The sequence below is a fragment of the Nocardiopsis sp. KDC1DS13DA1 genome (genome assembly GCF_055632325.1).
In genome coordinates this window covers 233,621-251,086 of sequence record NZ_JBVMUY010000029.1, presented here as the reverse complement: position 1 = coordinate 251,086, position 17,466 = coordinate 233,621, and the positions used below count along the sequence as shown (strand labels likewise).

The window sequence follows — 17,466 nt, the reverse complement described above, 5'->3', positions numbered from 1 at the left end:
CCCGGAGCGCTCGCCCTCTTTCGCGTCGTGACCGACTCGGAATGATTTTTCCCGCCGATCGAGATCCGTCGATCAACTGGTTACTACGAGTAGTCAACGCAGGTGGAGGTGGACGGGTGCGCGGGGTGGGATGGGCTCGCCCATGGACTTTTCGGCGTCGCTGGCCAGTGTTGTTCGGTGACTCAGAGTTATCAGTCGAGGTTACGATTTGAATTAGTAATTCCATACTTCGGAATTACTGGTGAGTTGGGTTCTCCGCCCGGGTTGCGGTTCGGGTTGTGGGTAATCAGGGACCCGTGTCGGCCCGTTAAACTGGACGCCATATCCAACGAATGGGGTAATTTACGCCGCGCCTCCAGGGGAATGGGGGGTGCGCGGCGTCGGGGGGAGAGGGGACAACCGTGTTCATCAGCATGCTCCACGTGGCGATGATGGTTCTTTGGACGGTATCCGCCTTCGCCGGATGGTCCTGGTGGTAGAACGGAACCGGTGAAATCATGACAGTCCGGTCGTCGTCGGCAGGGGGTGAACGGGGGTGCGGGCTCTTCCTGGGGGCGCGCGTGTCTACGTCGGAATCATCGTTGTCAGTGCTGTCACCATCGTGCTGGTCGGGCCGTATTCGGGCATCAACCTGAAGACCCTGGTCCTCGTGGCCGTCCTTTTCGTGGTCGCCGAGTCCATCAGCACCATCGTCGTCTCGAACGGCAAGATGGGGATGTCGCCGAGCTCGGCGGTGTCACTGGCCGCGGTCGTTCTGGTGGGACCGGTCGGGGCGGCGGTCGTCGGTTTCGCCTCCTGCCTGACCATTCGCAAGCAGATCCTCGTCAAACGCGCGTTCAACGGCGCGCAGTTCGCCCTGGCCGCCTACGCGGCCGGGCATGTCTACCTCCTGTGCGGAGGCACGGTCGGTGAACCCGTCCGCCAGGACTTTCCCATGATCCTGCTGCCGTACCTGGCGGCCGTGATCACCCACACCGTGGTCAACTCCGCGCTCGTCGGCGTCCTGATGTGGACGCTCGGCGCGGTCCGGCCCCGGCGCAGGAGCCCGATCCACTGGCGTCCGCTGGTGGCGGTCGAGCTGTCCTCGATCGGCTACCAGATGCTCGGGCTGGCCATCGCCGCGGTGTGGGGCGGGGTCGGCGTCATCGCGCCCCTGCTGGTCCTGCTGCCCCTGTTCATCGCGCGCTGGACCTTCGCCCAGCAGGCCGACGAGGCACGGGCCCACGAGGCCACGCTGGCCACGCTGTGCCAGGCGGTCGAGACCAAGGACTACTACACGCGCGGCCACTGTATGCGCGTCGCCGAGGGCTCCGCCATGATCGCGCGCGAACTGGGTATGCCCGCCGAACGGGTGCAGAAGATCCGCTACGCGGGGATGCTGCACGACATCGGCAAACTCGGGGTGCCCACCAAGGTGTTGCAGAAGACCGGGAAACTCACCGACGACGAGTACGCGGCGATCAAGCTGCACCCGACGCGCGGCTACGAGATCGTGCGCGAGATCAGTTTCCTCGACGAGGCCCTCGCCGGGATCCGCCACCACCACGAGCGGCTGGACGGGCGCGGCTACCCGATGGGCCTGGTGGGCATGGAGATCCCCGAGTCCGCCCGCATCATCAGCGTGGCCGACGTGTTCGACTGCCTGACCTCCACGCGCTCCTACCGCAAGGCGTGGTCCGTGGAGGACGCCATCGTCGAACTGCGGGACTGTGTCGGGACGCAGTTCGACGGACGGATGGTCGAGGCGCTCGTCCGGGCGGTCGAGCGCGAGGGCTGGAAGACCCCGGACATCGCCGAGCCGCCCGGGGGCTGCTACGAGGCCGCCGAGAAGGCGGTCGGGCGGGCCGGCGCACCGGCCGCCGAGGGCTCGGCGCACGCTCCCGCCGAGGCCGTTCCGGGCGGGCGTGACCGATGATGACCCAGAGGCAGTCCGACGATGCCCCGTCCACCCGCCCGCCGCTCACCGGCCCCGAGGGCGGTGTGCTCGGGTTCCAGAGATCCCGGGGACCGATCTGGCGCACCACGCGTCCCGTCCGCGCCGTGCTCGTCGCGGCGGCGGGGGCGGGCACGCTGGCCGCGGTCGTGTGGACCGCCGCGCACGGGGCCGTCGAGCCCTACGTGGCGCTCACCTTCTGCCTCGTCATCGCCCTCGGCGAGCTCGCGCGGATCACCCTGCCCGGACACCGGGAGGTCGCGCCGATCGCCTCGGCCGGGGCGATCAGCTACGCGTTCCTGGTCAGCCTCGGCGACGTGCCCGTGCAGCACTCCGCCGCACAGGTGGTCGCCGTGGTCGGGCTGGGGTTGGCGTTGGGCGAGCTGCCGCACGTCGCGGTCGGCCGGAGCCCGCGCGTGGAGGACCTGGCCCGGCGGGTCCTGGCCGTGATGCTCGTCGCGGTCGCCTTCCGACCGCTGGTCACGCAGCTGTCGCTGACCGAACCCTCGGTACGGGTCACGCTGGTCATGGCCTCACTGGTGCTGCTCGCCTGGCTGATGGACGCCGCGATGGCCGGTGTGCTGCGCGCCGAGCGGCTGCGTACCAACCTGCTGGTCGCGGTGCGCGACGAGGTGCGCGCGCAGTTCGCGACGGGTGCGGCGATCGGGGCCAGCGGCGTGCTGATCGCGCTGGCCTGCACGGTCACCGGTCTGGTGGGGCTGGTGGTGTTCAGCGCCCCGCTCCTGGTCTCCCAGGTCGCCTTCCGGCGGCACGCGGAGGTGCGGCGCACCTACCTGGAGACGGTGCGGGCTCTCTCACGGGTCACCGAGGTCGGCGGGTACGTGGAGAACGGGCACTCGCGCAGGGTCAGCCACCTCTCCCACGGCATCGCCTGCGAACTGGGCTTCTCCGAGGACCAGCTGCTGGAACTGGAGTACGCCGCCCTCATGCACGACATCGGGCAGCTGTCCCTGCGGGAGCCCATCGCGGGCGGTGCGACCGTGCTCGCCTCGCCCAGGGAGCAGCGGAGGATCGCCGAGCTGGGGTCGGCCATCATCCGGGAGACCGGGGTCCTGGACAGCGTCGCCGAGGTGGTCCGCCGACAGTGCGAACCGCTGGCCGGGGACGGGGACGAGGGGGTGCCGCCGCTCGCCAGCCGGATCATCAAGGTGGCCAACGCCTTCGACGACCTCGTCGGGGAGAACGGCGACGACGAGCGCCGGGCCGCCGTCCTGGAACGGCTCCGGATGGACACCGACAGCGAGTACGACCCGAGGGTGGTCGACGCCCTGGCCACCGTGCTCGCCCGCGCGTGAGGGCGCCGCCGGGGTGCCGCACGACGGGGCGGGCCGCGAGCGGGGAACGGGTGGCAGGCCCAGCCGAGGATGAGGCGTCCCCGGCCGTCGGGGCGCCCGGACACGGTCCGGAGCGCGGCGGAGGACCGGGGAAACACCGTCGGGCGCGGACGGCTCAGTCCGTCGGGGGGCGCAGGCGGGTGACGAACTTGTACCGGTCGCCGCGGTAGAGCGAACGCACCCACTCGACGGGGTGGCCGTCGGCGTCGAAGCTGTGCTGGCAGTGCAGCACCAGGGGCAGGCCGACGTCCACGCCCAGCAGCCGCGCCTCGTTGGGAGTGGCCAGCACCGTCTCGATCGACGCCTCCGCCTCCGCCAGCGACACGTCGTAGGCGCTCGCGAGAGCCTCGTAGAGCGACGCGTAGCGGTCGAGCTGCCTCCGCAGCCCGGGGAAGCGCCGCGCGGCCAGATGCGCCGTCTCCACGGCCATCGGCTCACCGTTGGCCAGCCGCAGCCGCTCGATCCGCAGCACGCGTCCGCCCGACCGGATCGCCAGGAGCTCGGCGAGCTGGTCGTCGGCGTTGATGTAGCTGACGTCGAGGATGCGCGTGGCCGGGTGCAGCCCGTGCGACCGCATCTCCTGCGTGTAGCTGGTCAGCTGGAGGATCTGCGCGACCTTCGGCTTGGCCACGAACGTGCCCTTGCCCTGGATGCGCAGCAGGCGGCCCTCGACCACCATCTCCGTCAGCGCCTGGCGCACCGTCGTGCGCGACGTCTCGAACTGGGTGGCCAGAGCGCGCTCGGGGGGCACCGGGTTGCCCGCGGGCATCGCCTCGATGAGCTCCAGGAGCTGCTTCTTCACCTGGTAGTACTTCGGCACCCTGGGGTTGCCGTCCAGTGTGCGCTGGCCTGTCATCGGTGTCCTCCCACGCGTCCCGACTCCGTCCACACACCCCTCCGGTGTGGTCGGCGCGGCGGGCCGTGCGGCCGCCGACTGGTGTGGACCACTGGTCGAGTGCGTATCTCTTGAGTATGCACGCCTTCATGGGATGATTTGTGAGTGCCTCACCTCAGTGATCTCATCCGACGCCACACCTCACTCAAGCAGGCGGACCTGGAGTGGATCCACTCCCTGGTCTCCGACTGGCAGCTGCTCGCGGACCTGTCGTTCGCCGACCTCGTCCTGTGGGTGCGGCTGCGCGGTGACGACGGCTGGGTGGCCGTCGCCCAGATGCGGCCGACGACGGGGCCGACGGCCTTCCAGGACGACCTGGTGGAGACCGTCCTGCTGGACGACATGACCGACGTCACGTCCAGGTCGGCGCCCCGGGTGATCGGGCGCCGCGCCCTCGTCGACCGCGCCTGGGCCGAGGGGCGGATCTGCCGGGACGGCGACCCCGACTGGTCGGGCGGCGTCCCCGTGCGGGAGGAGACCATTCCCGTGCGCCGCGAGGGCCGGCTCATCGGGGTGATCCAGCGCAGCACGAACCTCAGCTCCGCGCGCACCCCGAGCCGCCTGGAGCTCACCTACCTCCAGAGCGCCGGGGACCTGGCCCAGATGATCGCCGAGGGCGCGTTCCCGTTCAGCGACCAGGAACCGCTCATGGTGCGCTCCCCCCGGGTCGGCGACGGACTGCTGCGCCTGGACCAGAACGGCGAGGTGGTCTACGCGAGCCCCAACGCGCTGTCGGCCTACCGGCGCCTGGGACTGGCCGCCGACCTCGTCGGGGCCCGGCTGGACCGCACCACGCTGGAGTTGGCCGCGCAGGGGGAGGCCCGGGACGAGGCGCTCAACTACACCGCCAGCGGCCGCGCGCCGCAGGAGGCCGAGGTGGAGGCGCGGGGGGTCACCGTCCAGCTGCGCGCGATACCGCTGGTCATCGACGGAGTGCGGATCGGCGCGCTGGTCATGGTCCGCGACGTCACCGAACTGCGGCGGCGCGAGCGCGAGCTGCTGACCAAGGACGCGACCATCCGGGAGATCCACCACCGGGTGAAGAACAACCTCCAGACGGTCGCGGCGCTGCTGCGGCTGCAGTCGCGGCGGCTGGACGTGCCGGAGGCGCGCGCGGCGCTGGACGAGGCGGTCGGCCGGGTGGGGTCGATCGCGATCGTGCACGAGATGCTGTCGCACACGCCCGACGAGGTGGTCGACTTCGACGACATCGCCGACCGCGTCATGCAGATGGCCGCCGAGGTCTCCTCGACCGGCAGCACGGTGGTGCCGCGCCGGGAGGGCGGATTCGGGCTGCTGTCGGCGCTGGTGGCCACACCCCTGTCCATGGTTCTGGCGGAACTGGTGCAGAACGCGGTGGAGCACGGTCTGGGGCAGGGCCCCGGAAAGATCGAGGTCCGGGTCCGCCGCTTCGACGCCGTGCCGGGCCACCCGAGGGCGAGCAGCCTGGAGCTGGCGGTGTTCGACGACGGCGGGGGACTGCCGGAGGACTTCGACCTGGAGGGGACGACGAGCCTGGGGCTCCAGATCGTGCGCACGCTCATCGTGGGCGAGCTGGGCGGAACCCTGGCGATCAAGCCGAGGGAGGACGGGGGGACCGAGGTGGCGATCAGCCTTCCCCTGGAGCACGACGCGGGGGAGGTGCCCTGAGGGCGGGCCCGGCGTTCTTCACGCCACCTGTGCCTCAGGGGGGTTGCCGTTCGGGCACCGGCAGGGTTCTGCGGGGCGAGGCCAGCCGCGTAGCGAGGAACGAGCGGTAGGCGCCGCCGAGGGCGAGGAATCCCTGCCTTCGGGGTGCCCGGACACGGGCCGAAGCGGAGCGGAGGGCCGGGAGGTCTCGCGGTTCCGTTTCTTGGGTCGGTTGCCCGAGGGGGTTGCCGTTCGGGCACCGGCAGGGTTCTGCAGGGCGAGGCCAGCCGCGTAGCGAGGAACGAGCGGTAGGCGCCGCCGAGGGCGAGGAATCCCTGCCTTCGGGGTGCCCGGACACGGGCCGAAGCGGAGCGGAGGCCCCAGAGGACACCGCCTAGGCACGCACCATCGGTCGGCGCGTGGTGCCGCGCTTGCGCAGCAGGCGCCGCTCGTCCTCGCTCATGCCGCCCCAGACGCCGCCGTCCTGGCCGCTCTCCAGCGCCCACTTCAGACACGCCGAGCTGACCGGGCAGCGCTGACAGACCTCCTTGGCCTCCTCGATCTGGATCAGTGCGGGGCCGAAGTTGCCGATGGGAAAGAAGAGCTCGGGGTCTTCGTCACGGCAGGCTGCGTCATGGCGCCAGTCCATGCGGTCCACTCCTCACGGTGAGGCGATCGGGGGTTGTGAACATTTTCACGATCGGTCGGTGCGCAGGGCGCCCGGTGGATGGTTCCCACCGGAGGGTGTCAGGGCCGAAGCGGTCAGGTTTCACCCCACGGCCATGTGGGAAGCGCCCCAATTAACTCGCCCGTAACTCATGGCGATAACTTGAGCGTGACAGGCCCGCAGGGTCGGTGCAAGAGCTCTCGGGGTCAAAGGTCCCGATCGGCGTGTCGGGTGCGTCACAGTGCCCGTGAATGGTGTCTTTCGAGCCAATTAACAGATGATTCGTAATGCCTTCGGTACCGAGTGGAAGTTGACCTGTTCGCGGTCTCCCAGGTATTCACCATCGATTTGGAAGGCCCTGGGGTGGGACGACGAGATCTCCAGTGAGTCCAGGTCGTGCCAGGTGAGGTACCCGTCGCCGATCGCCGGTAGACCCTTGGGAAAGAACATCTGCGAAAGTACCCAGCCGGTGAGGGCGTGCGAGGAGTTGGTCAGCGCGAATGCGTCCAGACCCAGCTCGAAACGGGACGCGGGCGTGGGCTGGAGCGGTAGCGAGCCAGCGTAGGTCCACGGCGTGGTGTTGGTGACGAGGGCGAAATAGGCCCCGTCCCGGGGCGGTCCGCCCGCGGACACGCGCAGTGAGGGATCGCGGATATCTCCGCGGAAGAACAGCTTTACCGCCACTTCCGCGTACAGGGCCGGTGTGGCCCTGCGGCCGTGGGCGCGCTCGTGCTCGACCTGTTGGACGACGTCGGCGTCCCACCCGAACCCGGCGCAGAACGTGAAGTAGCGGTCGTCCTGGTCGCTCGTGATCCGCCCGAGGTTGATCTCGCGTTCGCGGCCCGCGCGGATCGCCTCCAGCACCGCGCTGGTCGCCTCGACCGGGTCCCCGGACACGCCCAGGGAGCGGATGAACACGTTGGCGCTGCCGCCGGGGATCACGGCGTAACGGGGGCGGCGCAGTCCGTCTGGGGTCGCCAGGAGCCCGTTGACCACCTCGTTGACGGTGCCGTCACCGCCCAGGCTCAGGACCAGCTCGAAACCGTCCGCGGCGGCCTTGCGGGCCAGCTCGCTGGCGTGGTCGCGGTAGGCGGTCTCGACGACGGTGACGTCCAGCTCGGCAGCCAGGGCGCCCACGATCACCTCTCGGGTGCGAGTGGTCGTCGTGGTCGCCTGGGGGTTCACGATGAAAAGGGCGCGCACGGCCCCAAGTGTAGGCGGTGCTCCGCGGGGGTTCCGGTGTCCCCGGGGCCCGTGGCGGCCCGGGATCCCCGCCTTGGGCGGGGGAACGGGCGTGAGCTGGGAGGGGAGCCGGATGGGGGCCTCCCGCGCGCGCGTATAGGCTCGTCGCGTGTCTACGCGTCCCGTCACCCTGCTCGTCGCCGCCGCGCTGGAGGCCCTGATCGGGCTCGCCGCGGCCGTCGGCGGCCTCTACAGCCTCGTCACCGCGGCCACCGGTCAGGCGGCGTCGGTCACCTCGGCGATCCCGCTGGCCTTCCTGGGCGTGGGATCCGGTGCCCTGCTGGTGTTCGTCGCGCGCGGCCTGCTGCTGCTGCGTGAGTGGGCCCGCACGCCCGTGGTGGTCACGCAGCTGTTCCTCGCGGTGGTGGCGTACTACATGTTCACCAGCGGACAGCTGCTCATGGGCGGCGTCCTGCTGGCGGTGGCCCTGTGCACCGCCGCGGCGGTCCTGGCGCCACCGACGACCGCGGCGCTCTTCCCCCGGGACGAGGGGGAGTAGCTCCGCGGCCGCGGGTGGACCGGCCGGTCAGTCGTCCGTGGTCAGGGCCTGGCGCAGCTGGGCCAGGGTCCGCGCCAGCAGACGTGACACGTGCATCTGCGAGATCCCCAGCTCCTGGGCGATCTGCGACTGGGTCATGTTGCCGAAGAAGCGCAGCAGCAGGATGCGCTTCTCCCGCGGGGGCAGTTGTTCGAGCAGTGGTTTGAGCGACTCGCGGTACTCCACGCCCTCCAGGGACTCGTCGACGATCCCCAGGGAGTCGGCCACCGCAGGGGCGTCCTCGTCCCCGCTGTCGGGCGCGTCCAGGGAGACCGTCGAGTAGGCGTTGGCGGACTCCAGGCCCTCCAGCACCTCCTCCTCGGTCATCTGGAGGTGCGCCGCGAGTTCGGCGACGGTCGGCGAGCGCCCCTCCCGCTGCGACAGGTCGCTCACCGCCTTCGTGAGTGAGAGCTTGAGCTCCTGGAGGCGCCGGGGAACCCGCACCGCCCAGCCCTTGTCGCGGAAGTGGCGCTTGATCTCGCCGACGATCGTCGGGGTGGCGTAGGTGGAGAACTCCACCCCGCGCTCCAGGTCGAACCGGTCGATCGACTTGATCAGCCCGATCGTGGCCACCTGGGTCAGGTCGTCGAGCCACTCGCCCCGGTTGCGGAACCTGCGTGCCAGGTACTCGACCAGGGGCAGGTGGAGCTCCACGAGCTCGTCGCGGATGCGCCGCCGCTCCTCGGAGTCCGCGTCGAGTTCGTTCAGGCGCTCGAACAACTCTCTCGCGCGGGCCCGGTCGGGCACCGCGTGCTCGGTCTTCGCTGTCAGAGCGGGCCCCCTTTCGCTCACGCGGACTCCAGCGTGCCGCGACGCTTGTACAGGACGATGTGCACCCGGTCGTCCGCTCCGACGCCCGCGTCGACCTCGCCCGCCAGGGCGGACAGGACGGTCCAGGCGAAGGTGTCACGCTCGGGGAGGCGGCCGTCGGCGGTCAGCACCGAGACGCAGATCCGCATCCCCTCGGGGGTGAGTTCGAACTCCGTGGTCAGTTCTGTGCCGGGCAGAGCCTGGGTCAACAGCATCGCGCAGGCCTCGTCGACCCCGATCCGCAGATCCTCGATCTCGTCGAGGGTGAAGTCGAGGCGCGCGGCCAGACCCGCCGTCGCCGTCCGCAAGACGGACAGATAGGCGCTGTCCGCGGGCATGTTGACGGTGACGGCGTCCCGGACGCCGATGGCGTCGGCCGTGGGCACAGCGGTTTCTTCGGTCACGTCCCTCCTTCGGGGGGCGAGGTTGCCGCTTGAATGCAATGTATCTCGTTTCACCCTGCCACCGCCGCAGGGAAGTGAGATCGTGTCCGCCCGATCCGGTACGAACGTGAGACGAACAGCCCTTCTCAGGAGTTTCGGGAACCCAGTTCGCGCAGCGCGTCGCCGTCCAGTCGGCGGACCGTCCACCCGTCCATCGGCTTGGAACCGAGCGCGGCGTAGAAGTCGATCGCGGGCGTGTTCCAGTCCAGGACCGACCACTCCAGCCGCGTGTAGTCGCGCTCCACGCAGATCCGCGCGAGGTTCCTGAGCAGGGCGAGGCCGTGGCCGTGGCCGCGCAGGTGCGGGCGGACGTAGAGGTCTTCCAGGTAGATGCCGTGCCTGCCGGTCCAGGTGGAGAAGTTGAGGAACCACAGGGCCATGCCCGCGGGCTCCGTCTCCCCGTCCTCCCCGACGTGCTCGGCGACGTGGCCGTACACGGCGGCGTCCGGCCCGAAGAGGGCGGTGCGGATGTCCTCCTCCGTGGCGGTGGCCGACTCCGGCTCCTTCTCGTACTCGGCGAGCTCCCTGATCATCCGGTGGATGAGGGGAACGTCGTCGGGGCGGGCTGGCCGGATCATCGGATCACCTCGGTCGGGGGAGGAAACGAACCCCTCCAGCCTATGCGCGGGACGGGGGTCCACCGGGGCGGAGGCCGGCAGCGGCCGGCCGGGGCGGGGTCAGGTGGGGCGGTGCGCCACCATCCTCTCCACCAGGCCGAGCATGAGGCGGTCGTGGTGGCCGACCTCGAAACCGACCTCCAGCGCGACCTCCCGTGGCAGCCGACGCGGGTGTTCGCGGCGCCGTTCCACCAGTCTGGCGGGGAAGCGGGTGTACTCGATGTGGTCGACGAGGAGGAGGCGGCCGCCCGGAACCAGGACCCGGTACATCTCCTCCATCGCGCGGCGCTGGTCGGGGACGGCGCACAACGACAGCGTGGACACGACGGTGTCGAAGGAGCGGTCGGGGAACCCCGTCCGCTGGGCGTCGCCCTCGACGAACCGGACCGGGCGGCCCAGGCCGTCCGCCCGCTCCCGGGCCCTCCCCAGCATCTCCGGACTCAGGTCCAGTCCCGTCAGCTCGACCTGCGGCGGGTAGTACCGCAGGTTGCGGCCGGTCCCGACGGCGACCTCCAGTGTGCGCCCGCGTGCGCCCGCGCACAGGATCTCGCGGGTGCGGCGCAGGGCGGGGCCCTCCAGGGCCTCGCCGAGGTCGTACCGGGCGGCTCTGCGGTTCCAGAGCTCGCGTGCGCGCTCGGTGCGCGGGTCCATGTCCTCCCCCGAAGGCCGTACCGGTGCCCCTGCGTCACGACTCTGCTGTGGCGGCGGCGCCGGGTCAAGCGCGGTGGCGGGTGTTTCCCCGTCCGTTCCCGAGCGCACCTCAGACGACTCCGTGTCCGGACCCTCGGAGGTCCGGTGCTGTGTGCGGATACATGGTCGCCTTCCTCAGCGGATCGTGTTCTCCCATGGCTCACTACCCGCCCTGGGGCGTCCCAAGGCGCGTTGGAACCAACTGTCCCCATCCGGCCAGCATCCGGAGCCGGTTCGAGAAATTCTGCCGGACGTGTCGATCCCGGCCCGGCCCGTTCGACCTGAGGGTGAGAGTCCGCCACGAAGGTCATCCGAACGAAGGACAGGGACATGACGACCATCGACACCGTGAAGACGCACACCCCCCGCCGCGCGGCCAACGTCGGTCTGTGGGTCCTCCAGATCCTGCTGGCCGGGGCCTTCCTGATGGGGGCCTACGTCAAGCTCGCGGCCACGCCCCAGGCGGTCGAGGGCTTCGAGCAGATCGGTCTGGGCCTGTGGTTCATGTACGCCATCGGTGTCATCGAGCTGGCGGGCGCGGTCGCACTGCTGGTCCCGGCGCTCAGCGGACCGGCCGCGCTGGGTCTGGTCGCGTTGCTGGTCGGGGCGACCGTGACCCAGTTGCTGGTGGACGAGCCGGTCACCGCGCTGGCCCCGGTCGCCTACCTCGTGCCGATGCTCCTGGTCGCCTGGGCGCGCCGTGCCCGCACCGCGCGCTTCGTCCGTCTGCTGTCCGGCCGGGGTCAGAGCGCGCTTCGGATGCCCTGACGGAGCCGTCGGCCTACTGGCGTGCCCTTATGTTGGCGGGTACCGTGGGTCAAGGATGAATGCAGAGGAGGCCCCGGCCATAGCGGTCGGGGCCTCCTCGCGTTGTACTACTCCGCGTCGCGGCGCGCAGCGGCGAGGAAGGCGTGCCACTCGGCCGAGTCGGCGAACGAGATGTGCCCCAGTCGCCGGTTCTGGGTGTCGCGGACAGCGGCTCCAGAGGGCAGGTCGGCGACCTCGACGCAGTTGTCTCCCCTGCCGCTGTAGCTGGACTTGCGGAAGTTCAGGTCGGATGAATGCATGACGTGTCCTTGCTAGATGAGTGATTCCAGGAACCGGACAGAAGCCTCCGGAGACTCCGCCTCGCTACAGATGTGGCCGAAGATACTGACGTATTCCTGGATCGCCTCTGGTTGCTCCAGGTACAGGTCCTCGGTGGCGGTCTCGATGTACACCAGTGGCAGGTCAGCCGGATCGGGGAAATCCAGAATCATGAAGGCTCCCTCCATCGAGGCGTGGGAGCCGGTCTCATCTCGTATGACCTGGATGTCGACGTTCGGTCGCTCGGCCATGTTCGCCAGATGCCGGATCTGAGCGGCCATCACTTCGGGGCCACCCACACGTTTGCGGAGTGCGGCCTCGTCGACCACGGCCCACACGCGTGGTGGGTCGTCATTGGCCAGGATCTCCTGACGGCGCATGCGTCCGGAGACCTTGCGTTCGATGTCGCTGTCACTGAGGACGCGACTGCCGCGAAGAACCGCTGCGGCGTATTCCGGGGTCTGGAAGAGGCCGGGGATGAGGAGCGCCTCGAAGGTGCGGATCATGCTGGCACCGGACTCGAAGTCGGCCAGACCGCCGCGCAGCACATCCCGGTACTCGACCCACCAGCCACGAACACGGGCCTCACGGGCGAGAGACATCAGCGCCTCCCGCATTTCGCCGCTCAGCTCGTAGACCTCCGCGAGGTCCTTCATGTCGCGCACTGAGGGGAGCTTCCACTCGTTGCGCTCCATGCGGCTGAGCTTGCCGGACGCCCACCCCAGCTGCTTGTTGACGCCGTCGATGGTCTTCCCGTGCTCCTCGCGCAGACGTCGCAGCAAGGCGGAGAGTCGCCTTCGGCGTGCGCTGGGGCTGTACCTGCTGTCGGCCACGCTGTGTCACCTCCTGGCCTGCCTGATCATAGGCCAGCTCTAGGGAATCAGACATATCACCCACATGTGATTCGCATCTTGAGAAAAGCATGTCACGTATCGCATGATGGTTCTAAGCATTCATCCGGTCGCTGAGAGTCAGCGACTCCGTGCTCTGAGGAGGCGCTCTGTGCGCTACCTGCTCCTGTTCCTGTTGGCGCTGTGGCCCCCGTCCCGCGCCGTGGTCCGGCCCCCGGTGGCCGACCGCGTCCCCGGCGCCGTGCGTCGGTGCGTGCGCGAGGCCGCCCGCCCCCGTCGCGCGGCGCGTGCCCGCCGCTACGCCCGTCCCGGCCCCGCGCTGCCGTCGATCGTCTCCGGGCCGGGCGACCTGCTGCGACTGGTCCCCGGGCCGCGACCGGCCGCCGCCGGTCTGAGCTGGCTGAGGGCGGGGTGGCGGTGATGGACAGCCCGGAGGTGCGCCGTGCGCTGGGGGAGTTGATCGCCGGTCGGTGGGTCGTCTCCTACGAGGTCGACGACGCGGGGGTGAAGACCTACACCGCCCGGCGGCCGGTCGGCTGGTCCGGCGACGGCGACCCGTTCGAGCGGTTGGAGGCGCCCTCGTACGGGGAACTGTTCTCGGTCATCTCCCGCCGTGGGCCGCGCGTCATCCCGCCGCCCCGGGACGGAGGCACGCGGTGAGCGAGCACCCGGAGGACGCCCCGCTGACGCCCGAGGAGGAAAGGGCGGTCGAGGTCCAGGGCCGCTGGGTCGCCCTGCGGATCGCCTGGGAGGACAGGCTCCGCGCCCGAGGCGAGCGGGTGCCGGGCCCGTTCGAGAACGTCGAGTGGGGCGACTGACCCGCCAGGGCGAACGTGTGCCCCGCGCGCCGAGCGGCACGCGGGGCACACGTGACGGAGGGGCGTCATACCCTCTCAGGACTGCCCGCGGTGCTGCGGCTTTTGCCGCAACGGGCTACGGGTCGACGAGTTCGATACCGATCGCGACCACACCCAGAGCCTCACGTTCAGGCGGATAGATCTCCCGAATGTTGCGAAGCTGGTCCTCGCGCGACGCGGTCGGGTTGACCGACGAGACCGGCTCATGCTCGAACATCTCGTCGAAGTCGGAGTACCGGGTGATCCGGGTGATCCGGGTGAGCGCTTCCTCCTCACGGCACTTGAACCGGAGAAGGTCACCTTCCTTCAACCGCTGACGGCTGCTGTCGTTGACTCTGATCTCGGTTGTCTTCTTCCCCGCCGCGATCAGGTCGAAGTACCGTTTGTAGATGCCCATCTCGTGCGCGCGGGGACGCTGGTCGAGGTCGGCGGGGCGGGAGTTCATCAATCGGCCCAGTTCCTTGACGGTGAAGCTTCGGAAGAAGTGCTTCGGATCGGTGAGCAGTTCGCCGACGAGCCACAACAGCGCGTCGACGTAGTGGTCGGTGCTGCCCGGCCACGTGGTCGTGTCGAGCATCCACGGTTCGACGTCGGCTGGCAGCGTGTCCGCTCCGCGGTCACGCAACAAGGACTTGGACAGTTTCGCACCCGTGGGAGCGAGGACCTGCGGTGTGAAGATGCGCAGCGGCATACGTGCCCCCGGGGGTGTCCAGGACACCGAGGGCGCCGTCGACGAGTTGGGAGCCGAACGCCCAGTCGCCGCCCTTGAGCATCACGCGCAACGTGGTGTCGTCGCGCACCAGCAACCGCTCCTTGACGAGATTCCGGTACAGGGTGGCCAAGTCGATGTAGGCGTCGTTCTCGGGGTCGATGTCGATCTCGTACGGGCCGTGGTCAAGGCAGACCGCGGCGAAGCAGGCGCCGTCCTCGTCGAGGTGTACCAGCTTGGTCCGGTCGGTGCGCTTCTCCGCCCAGCCGCATTCGGGGCAGGGGACCCGGATGTGCACGACCCCGTGTGAAGGCGCCATCCACCACCGGATCTCGTCAAGACGCTTCAGCGTGCGGAGGAACTCGCTCCGGGCGATCTTCGCCAGCAGGAACGCCGTCGTCTGAACCAGGTTGATGTCCAGGTGCGGGGGCCGTGATCTGAGTGCCGACGACGAACTCGATGCGCTTGGGTCGCATGGCGTGTACGTGGGGGCGCAACATGTCGATGGAGCGCAGAAGGGCGTTGGCCAGAACCGAGTTGGGTGAGAGCAACAGGGGTGGCCGACACGGTGTCACCTCTGGGGCTTGGGTATGCGCACGTTGTTGAAAATGAAGTCGACTCGGTGCTCGGTCGACTCGGCGGACACGGTGCAGAGTGACAGCGTGGACACGACGGTGCCGAAGAAGCGGCCGGGGAACTCCGGTCGCTGGGCGTTGCCCTCGGCGAGCCAGATCGAGGCGGCCCAAGTCGTCGGCGCGTTCTCGTCAAGCACGGCGGAGGGCGTTTTCCCGTCTCCAATGTGTACGCCGGATCGCTTTGACGGCCGCCATCACGAGCCGATGATCATTGACAGGACGAAAGAATTCCCGTGCACACGGGTTCTGGATCTCATTCGTGTGCGCGGGGCCTGGAGGTATGTGGCCGGAGCTGGGCACTGTTGGTGGAAGCGCCCGCCAACGGGCTTCGTCAGTTGTACAAGTAGTTCACGGACAGAGACCAGCCGTAGTCGCCGACGTAGGTACAATCGAACTCAATGCCATCATAGTAGTTGACCTGTGCGGCTCCGCGTCTTTGGCACTCCGCCTTGTCCGGATAGTAGCCTACCCACCTCCAGCTCAAGGCGTTGGCGGCGTTGGAGATGCCCACCGTCATTCCCAGGGAGAGGAGGAGGGCAGCGACTACTTGAGCGAATCTCTTCACCAGGGGAATTCCAATCATTGGGGGGCAATTCGTAATTACCCTAGCATTGGGTCTTATGACTGGAAAGAGCGGTGGTCGGTACTGTGCGTTATGGCTGGTCAACAGGTGGGGTGATCGGGTGCTTTGCGCGTCGGGTGACGCGCAAAGCACCCGTCTTCACAGCACCTTCGAGAGGAACGCCTGGGTCCGCTCCTGCCGGGGGTCGGTCAGCACGTCCTGCGGGGTCCCGGCCTCGACGACCACACCCTCGTCCATGAAGACCAGGGAGTCGCCCACCTCACGGGCGAACCCCATCTCGTGCGTGACCACGACCATGGTCATGCCGCCCTCGGCCAGGTCCCGCATGACGTCCAGGACCTCGCCGACCAGCTCCGGGTCCAGTGCGCTGGTGGGCTCGTCGAACAGCATGAGCGACGGCTCCATGGCCAGCGCCCTGGCGATCGCCACCCTCTGCTGCTGGCCGCCGGAGAGCTGCTCGGGGTAGGCGTCGGCCTTGTCCGGCAGCCCGACCTTCTCCAGGAGCTCCACGGCCTTCTCCGTGGCCTGGGCCTTCGGCACCCGCTTGACCTGGACGGGCGCCTCGATGATGTTGCCCAGCACGCTCAGGTGCGGGAACAGGTTGAACCGCTGGAACACCATCCCGATGTCGCGGCGCTGGGCCGCGATCTCGTGGTCGCGCAGCTCGTACAGCCGCCCGCCCCTCTGCCGGTATCCCATCAGCTCGCCGTTCACCCACAGGCGCCCGGCGGAGAGCTTCTCCAGGTGGTTGATGCACCGGAGGAAGGTGGACTTGCCGGAACCGGAGGGGCCGATCACGCACATGACCTCGCCGCGCTTCACGGTGAGGTCGATCCCGCGCAGGACCTCCAGCCGCCCGAACCGCTTGTGGACGTTCTCCGCGACCACCAGGGCGTCGGGGTCGTTCGGGGTCATCGGGTTCTCAGGAGTCTCGGCCATCAGTGCGCACCTCCGACGGCACGGTTGCGAACGCTGTTCTGGCCCGGGTTGAACCTGCGCTCGACGAAGTACTGGCCGACCATGAGCACGCTCGTGATCGCCAGGTACCACAGGCACGCGGCGACCAGCATCGGGAAGATCTGGTAGCTGCGGGTGCCGATCGCCTGGAGCTGGTAGAACAGCTCGATGGTCACCGGCACGTAGGCGAGCAGCGCGGTGTCCTTGAGCATCGCGATGGTCTCGTTGCCGGTCGGCGGGATGACCACGCGCATGGCCTGGGGCAGGGTGATCCGCCAGAGCACCTTGGTACGGCTCATCCCGAGCGCCTGGGCGGCCTCGGTCTGGCCCTTGTCCACGGACTGGAGCCCCGCCCGGATGATCTCGGCCATGTAGGCGCCCTCGGACAGCGACAGGGCGAGCAGGCCCGCCGTGTAGCCGCTCAGCAGGGTGCGGGCGTCGATCGAGAAGAACCGGAGGTCGCCCTCGATCCCCAGCGCGGCCAGGAGGTAGTGGTCGAAGGGCACGCCCAACTCGATGGTCGAGTACAGGATGGCCAGGTTGCCGAAGAGGACCGCCAGCACCAGGCGGGGCACGCCGCGGAAGAACCAGGTGTACAGCCAGGAGACCGACGTCAGGACGGGGTTGCCCGACAGCCGCATGACGGCCAGCACGACCCCCAGGAGCACGCCGATGAGCATCGACAGCAGCGTGGCGCTCAGGGTGATCCACACACCGCGCACGACCGGTTCGGAGAACATGTTCTCGAACATGAACGGCCAGTCGAACGCGTCGTTCGTGAACAGCATGTGCACGAACATGGCGGCGAGGAGCAGGATGAAGCCCGCGGCCACCCACCGTTCCGGGTAGCGGACGGGGACGGCGGTGATGGGGCCGGCGGAGCGGTCCGGGTCCGGGGTCTGGACCTTCCTCGGACCGCCCGCCGGTTCGTTGGGTGAGGACACGTCTCGGTCTTTCACTCGGTGGAGT

Annotated in this window: 23 protein-coding genes; 8 read left to right on the top strand and 15 right to left on the bottom strand. The window is 69.2% G+C overall.

Annotated features, from left to right (window positions below; genetic code table 11):
• Window positions 1–601 precede the first annotated feature (601 nt).
• Both ACTVAJ_RS19175 and ACTVAJ_RS19170 read left to right on the top strand, forming a co-directional pair.
• Window positions 602–1,915 carry an HD-GYP domain-containing protein gene (locus tag ACTVAJ_RS19175; RefSeq protein ID WP_470389566.1) on the top strand — a complete coding sequence of 438 codons (1,314 nt, stop codon included), beginning with the start codon at window positions 602–604 and terminating at the stop codon, window positions 1,913–1,915.
• Window positions 1,915–3,249: an HD-GYP domain-containing protein gene (locus ACTVAJ_RS19170; protein WP_470389616.1), complete on the top strand. Its 1,335-nt coding sequence runs from the start codon at window positions 1,915–1,917 to the stop codon at window positions 3,247–3,249. Before ACTVAJ_RS19175 ends, ACTVAJ_RS19170 begins: the two co-directional genes overlap by 1 nt.
• A gap of 154 nt (window positions 3,250–3,403) precedes the next feature.
• Here ACTVAJ_RS19170 and ACTVAJ_RS19165 read toward each other — a convergent pair whose 3' ends face one another.
• Complete coding sequence (locus ACTVAJ_RS19165) at window positions 3,404–4,144, bottom strand: GntR family transcriptional regulator (protein WP_470389565.1); 741 nt, start codon at window positions 4,142–4,144, stop codon at window positions 3,404–3,406.
• A gap of 144 nt (window positions 4,145–4,288) precedes the next feature.
• Between ACTVAJ_RS19165 and ACTVAJ_RS19160 the strand changes: the two genes are divergently transcribed.
• Window positions 4,289–5,833 (top strand): histidine kinase N-terminal domain-containing protein, encoded by a 1,545-nt coding sequence (locus ACTVAJ_RS19160; protein WP_470389564.1) that lies wholly within the window; start codon window positions 4,289–4,291, stop codon window positions 5,831–5,833.
• A 373-nt stretch (window positions 5,834–6,206) separates the two neighbouring features.
• On the opposite strand, the gene ACTVAJ_RS19155 is transcribed toward ACTVAJ_RS19160, so the two are convergent.
• Both ACTVAJ_RS19155 and ACTVAJ_RS19150 read right to left on the bottom strand, forming a co-directional pair.
• Window positions 6,207–6,461, bottom strand: coding sequence for a WhiB family transcriptional regulator (locus tag ACTVAJ_RS19155; protein ID WP_470389563.1), 255 nt, complete (start codon window positions 6,459–6,461; stop codon window positions 6,207–6,209).
• A gap of 288 nt (window positions 6,462–6,749) precedes the next feature.
• On the bottom strand, window positions 6,750–7,682 hold the full coding sequence (locus ACTVAJ_RS19150; protein ID WP_470389562.1) for a diacylglycerol/lipid kinase family protein: 933 nt from the start codon (window positions 7,680–7,682) through the stop codon (window positions 6,750–6,752).
• Window positions 7,683–7,830: 148 nt separating this feature from the next.
• Here ACTVAJ_RS19150 and ACTVAJ_RS19145 point away from each other — a divergent pair, with 148 nt between their 5' ends.
• Window positions 7,831–8,220, top strand: coding sequence for a hypothetical protein (locus ACTVAJ_RS19145; RefSeq protein WP_470389561.1), 390 nt, complete (start codon window positions 7,831–7,833; stop codon window positions 8,218–8,220).
• Window positions 8,221–8,247: 27 nt separating this feature from the next.
• Here ACTVAJ_RS19145 and ACTVAJ_RS19140 read toward each other — a convergent pair whose 3' ends face one another.
• The 4 genes from ACTVAJ_RS19140 to ACTVAJ_RS19125 all read right to left on the bottom strand — a co-directional run bounded on the left by ACTVAJ_RS19140 (window position 8,248) and on the right by ACTVAJ_RS19125 (window position 10,780).
• Window positions 8,248–9,006 carry an RNA polymerase sigma factor SigF gene (locus ACTVAJ_RS19140; RefSeq protein ID WP_051059085.1) on the bottom strand — a complete coding sequence of 253 codons (759 nt, stop codon included), beginning with the start codon at window positions 9,004–9,006 and terminating at the stop codon, window positions 8,248–8,250.
• 41 nt (window positions 9,007–9,047) lie between these two features.
• Window positions 9,048–9,473, bottom strand: coding sequence for an ATP-binding protein (locus ACTVAJ_RS19135; protein WP_470389560.1), 426 nt, complete (start codon window positions 9,471–9,473; stop codon window positions 9,048–9,050).
• Between the two features lie 125 nt (window positions 9,474–9,598).
• Window positions 9,599–10,090, bottom strand: a complete 492-nt coding sequence (locus ACTVAJ_RS19130; protein ID WP_470389559.1) for a GNAT family N-acetyltransferase — start codon at window positions 10,088–10,090, stop codon at window positions 9,599–9,601.
• 99 nt (window positions 10,091–10,189) lie between these two features.
• Window positions 10,190–10,780, bottom strand: coding sequence for a class I SAM-dependent methyltransferase (locus ACTVAJ_RS19125; RefSeq protein ID WP_470389558.1), 591 nt, complete (start codon window positions 10,778–10,780; stop codon window positions 10,190–10,192).
• Between the two features lie 369 nt (window positions 10,781–11,149).
• Between ACTVAJ_RS19125 and ACTVAJ_RS19120 the strand changes: the two genes are divergently transcribed.
• Window positions 11,150–11,587, top strand: a complete 438-nt coding sequence (locus tag ACTVAJ_RS19120; RefSeq protein WP_470389557.1) for a DoxX family protein — start codon at window positions 11,150–11,152, stop codon at window positions 11,585–11,587.
• A 107-nt stretch (window positions 11,588–11,694) separates the two neighbouring features.
• On the opposite strand, the gene ACTVAJ_RS19115 is transcribed toward ACTVAJ_RS19120, so the two are convergent.
• Together ACTVAJ_RS19115 and ACTVAJ_RS19110 are read right to left on the bottom strand one after the other, a co-directional pair.
• Complete coding sequence (locus ACTVAJ_RS19115; protein WP_470389556.1) at window positions 11,695–11,886, bottom strand: DUF397 domain-containing protein; 192 nt, start codon at window positions 11,884–11,886, stop codon at window positions 11,695–11,697.
• A 12-nt stretch (window positions 11,887–11,898) separates the two neighbouring features.
• Entirely contained in the window at window positions 11,899–12,738 is an 840-nt protein-coding gene (locus ACTVAJ_RS19110) for a helix-turn-helix domain-containing protein (protein WP_470389555.1), read from the bottom strand.
• A gap of 169 nt (window positions 12,739–12,907) precedes the next feature.
• Between ACTVAJ_RS19110 and ACTVAJ_RS19105 the strand changes: the two genes are divergently transcribed.
• The 3 genes from ACTVAJ_RS19105 to ACTVAJ_RS19095 are packed head-to-tail and all read left to right on the top strand — an operon-like array spanning window position 12,908 to window position 13,574.
• Window positions 12,908–13,177 (top strand): hypothetical protein, encoded by a 270-nt coding sequence (locus tag ACTVAJ_RS19105; RefSeq protein WP_470389554.1) that lies wholly within the window; start codon window positions 12,908–12,910, stop codon window positions 13,175–13,177.
• Window positions 13,177–13,416: a hypothetical protein gene (locus ACTVAJ_RS19100; protein WP_470389553.1), complete on the top strand. Its 240-nt coding sequence runs from the start codon at window positions 13,177–13,179 to the stop codon at window positions 13,414–13,416. The genes ACTVAJ_RS19105 and ACTVAJ_RS19100 overlap by 1 nt, the downstream gene beginning before the upstream one ends.
• On the top strand, window positions 13,413–13,574 hold the full coding sequence (locus tag ACTVAJ_RS19095; RefSeq protein ID WP_470389552.1) for a hypothetical protein: 162 nt from the start codon (window positions 13,413–13,415) through the stop codon (window positions 13,572–13,574). Before ACTVAJ_RS19100 ends, ACTVAJ_RS19095 begins: the two co-directional genes overlap by 4 nt.
• 115 nt (window positions 13,575–13,689) lie before the next feature.
• Here ACTVAJ_RS19095 and ACTVAJ_RS19090 read toward each other — a convergent pair whose 3' ends face one another.
• The 6 genes from ACTVAJ_RS19090 to ACTVAJ_RS19065 form a co-directional block, all read right to left on the bottom strand.
• Window positions 13,690–14,238, bottom strand: a complete 549-nt coding sequence (locus ACTVAJ_RS19090; protein WP_470389551.1) for an ASCH domain-containing protein — start codon at window positions 14,236–14,238, stop codon at window positions 13,690–13,692.
• Entirely contained in the window at window positions 14,231–14,641 is a 411-nt protein-coding gene (locus ACTVAJ_RS19085; RefSeq protein ID WP_470389550.1) for a hypothetical protein, read from the bottom strand. The genes ACTVAJ_RS19090 and ACTVAJ_RS19085 overlap by 8 nt, the downstream gene beginning before the upstream one ends.
• A 252-nt stretch (window positions 14,642–14,893) precedes the next feature.
• Window positions 14,894–15,094, bottom strand: coding sequence for a hypothetical protein (locus ACTVAJ_RS19080; RefSeq protein ID WP_470389549.1), 201 nt, complete (start codon window positions 15,092–15,094; stop codon window positions 14,894–14,896).
• Window positions 15,095–15,288: 194 nt separating this feature from the next.
• Window positions 15,289–15,522 carry a hypothetical protein gene (locus ACTVAJ_RS19075; RefSeq protein ID WP_470389548.1) on the bottom strand — a complete coding sequence of 78 codons (234 nt, stop codon included), beginning with the start codon at window positions 15,520–15,522 and terminating at the stop codon, window positions 15,289–15,291.
• 156 nt (window positions 15,523–15,678) lie between these two features.
• On the bottom strand, window positions 15,679–16,479 hold the full coding sequence (locus tag ACTVAJ_RS19070; protein WP_470389547.1) for an amino acid ABC transporter ATP-binding protein: 801 nt from the start codon (window positions 16,477–16,479) through the stop codon (window positions 15,679–15,681).
• Window positions 16,479–17,441 (bottom strand): amino acid ABC transporter permease, encoded by a 963-nt coding sequence (locus ACTVAJ_RS19065; protein WP_470389546.1) that lies wholly within the window; start codon window positions 17,439–17,441, stop codon window positions 16,479–16,481. Before ACTVAJ_RS19065 ends, ACTVAJ_RS19070 begins: the two co-directional genes overlap by 1 nt.
• Window positions 17,442–17,466 lie beyond the last annotated feature (25 nt).

Bases quoted from the DNA above. Each gene is read 5' to 3' on its own strand.
- ACTVAJ_RS19170 (WP_470389616.1), top strand. From the start codon at position 1,915: ATGACCCAGAGGCAGTCCGACGATGCCCCGTCCACCCGCCCGCCGCTC.
- ACTVAJ_RS19165 (WP_470389565.1), bottom strand. From the start codon at position 4,144: ATGACAGGCCAGCGCACACTGGACGGCAACCCCAGGGTGCCGAAGTAC.
- ACTVAJ_RS19155 (WP_470389563.1), bottom strand. From the start codon at position 6,461: ATGGACTGGCGCCATGACGCAGCCTGCCGTGACGAAGACCCCGAGCTC.
- ACTVAJ_RS19130 (WP_470389559.1), bottom strand. From the start codon at position 10,090: ATGATCCGGCCAGCCCGCCCCGACGACGTTCCCCTCATCCACCGGATG.
- ACTVAJ_RS19125 (WP_470389558.1), bottom strand. From the start codon at position 10,780: ATGGACCCGCGCACCGAGCGCGCACGCGAGCTCTGGAACCGCAGAGCC.
- ACTVAJ_RS19120 (WP_470389557.1), top strand. From the start codon at position 11,150: ATGACGACCATCGACACCGTGAAGACGCACACCCCCCGCCGCGCGGCC.
- ACTVAJ_RS19115 (WP_470389556.1), bottom strand. From the start codon at position 11,886: ATGCATTCATCCGACCTGAACTTCCGCAAGTCCAGCTACAGCGGCAGG.
- ACTVAJ_RS19100 (WP_470389553.1), top strand. From the start codon at position 13,177: ATGGACAGCCCGGAGGTGCGCCGTGCGCTGGGGGAGTTGATCGCCGGT.
- ACTVAJ_RS19085 (WP_470389550.1), bottom strand. From the start codon at position 14,641: ATGGCGCCTTCACACGGGGTCGTGCACATCCGGGTCCCCTGCCCCGAA.
- ACTVAJ_RS19070 (WP_470389547.1), bottom strand. From the start codon at position 16,479: ATGGCCGAGACTCCTGAGAACCCGATGACCCCGAACGACCCCGACGCC.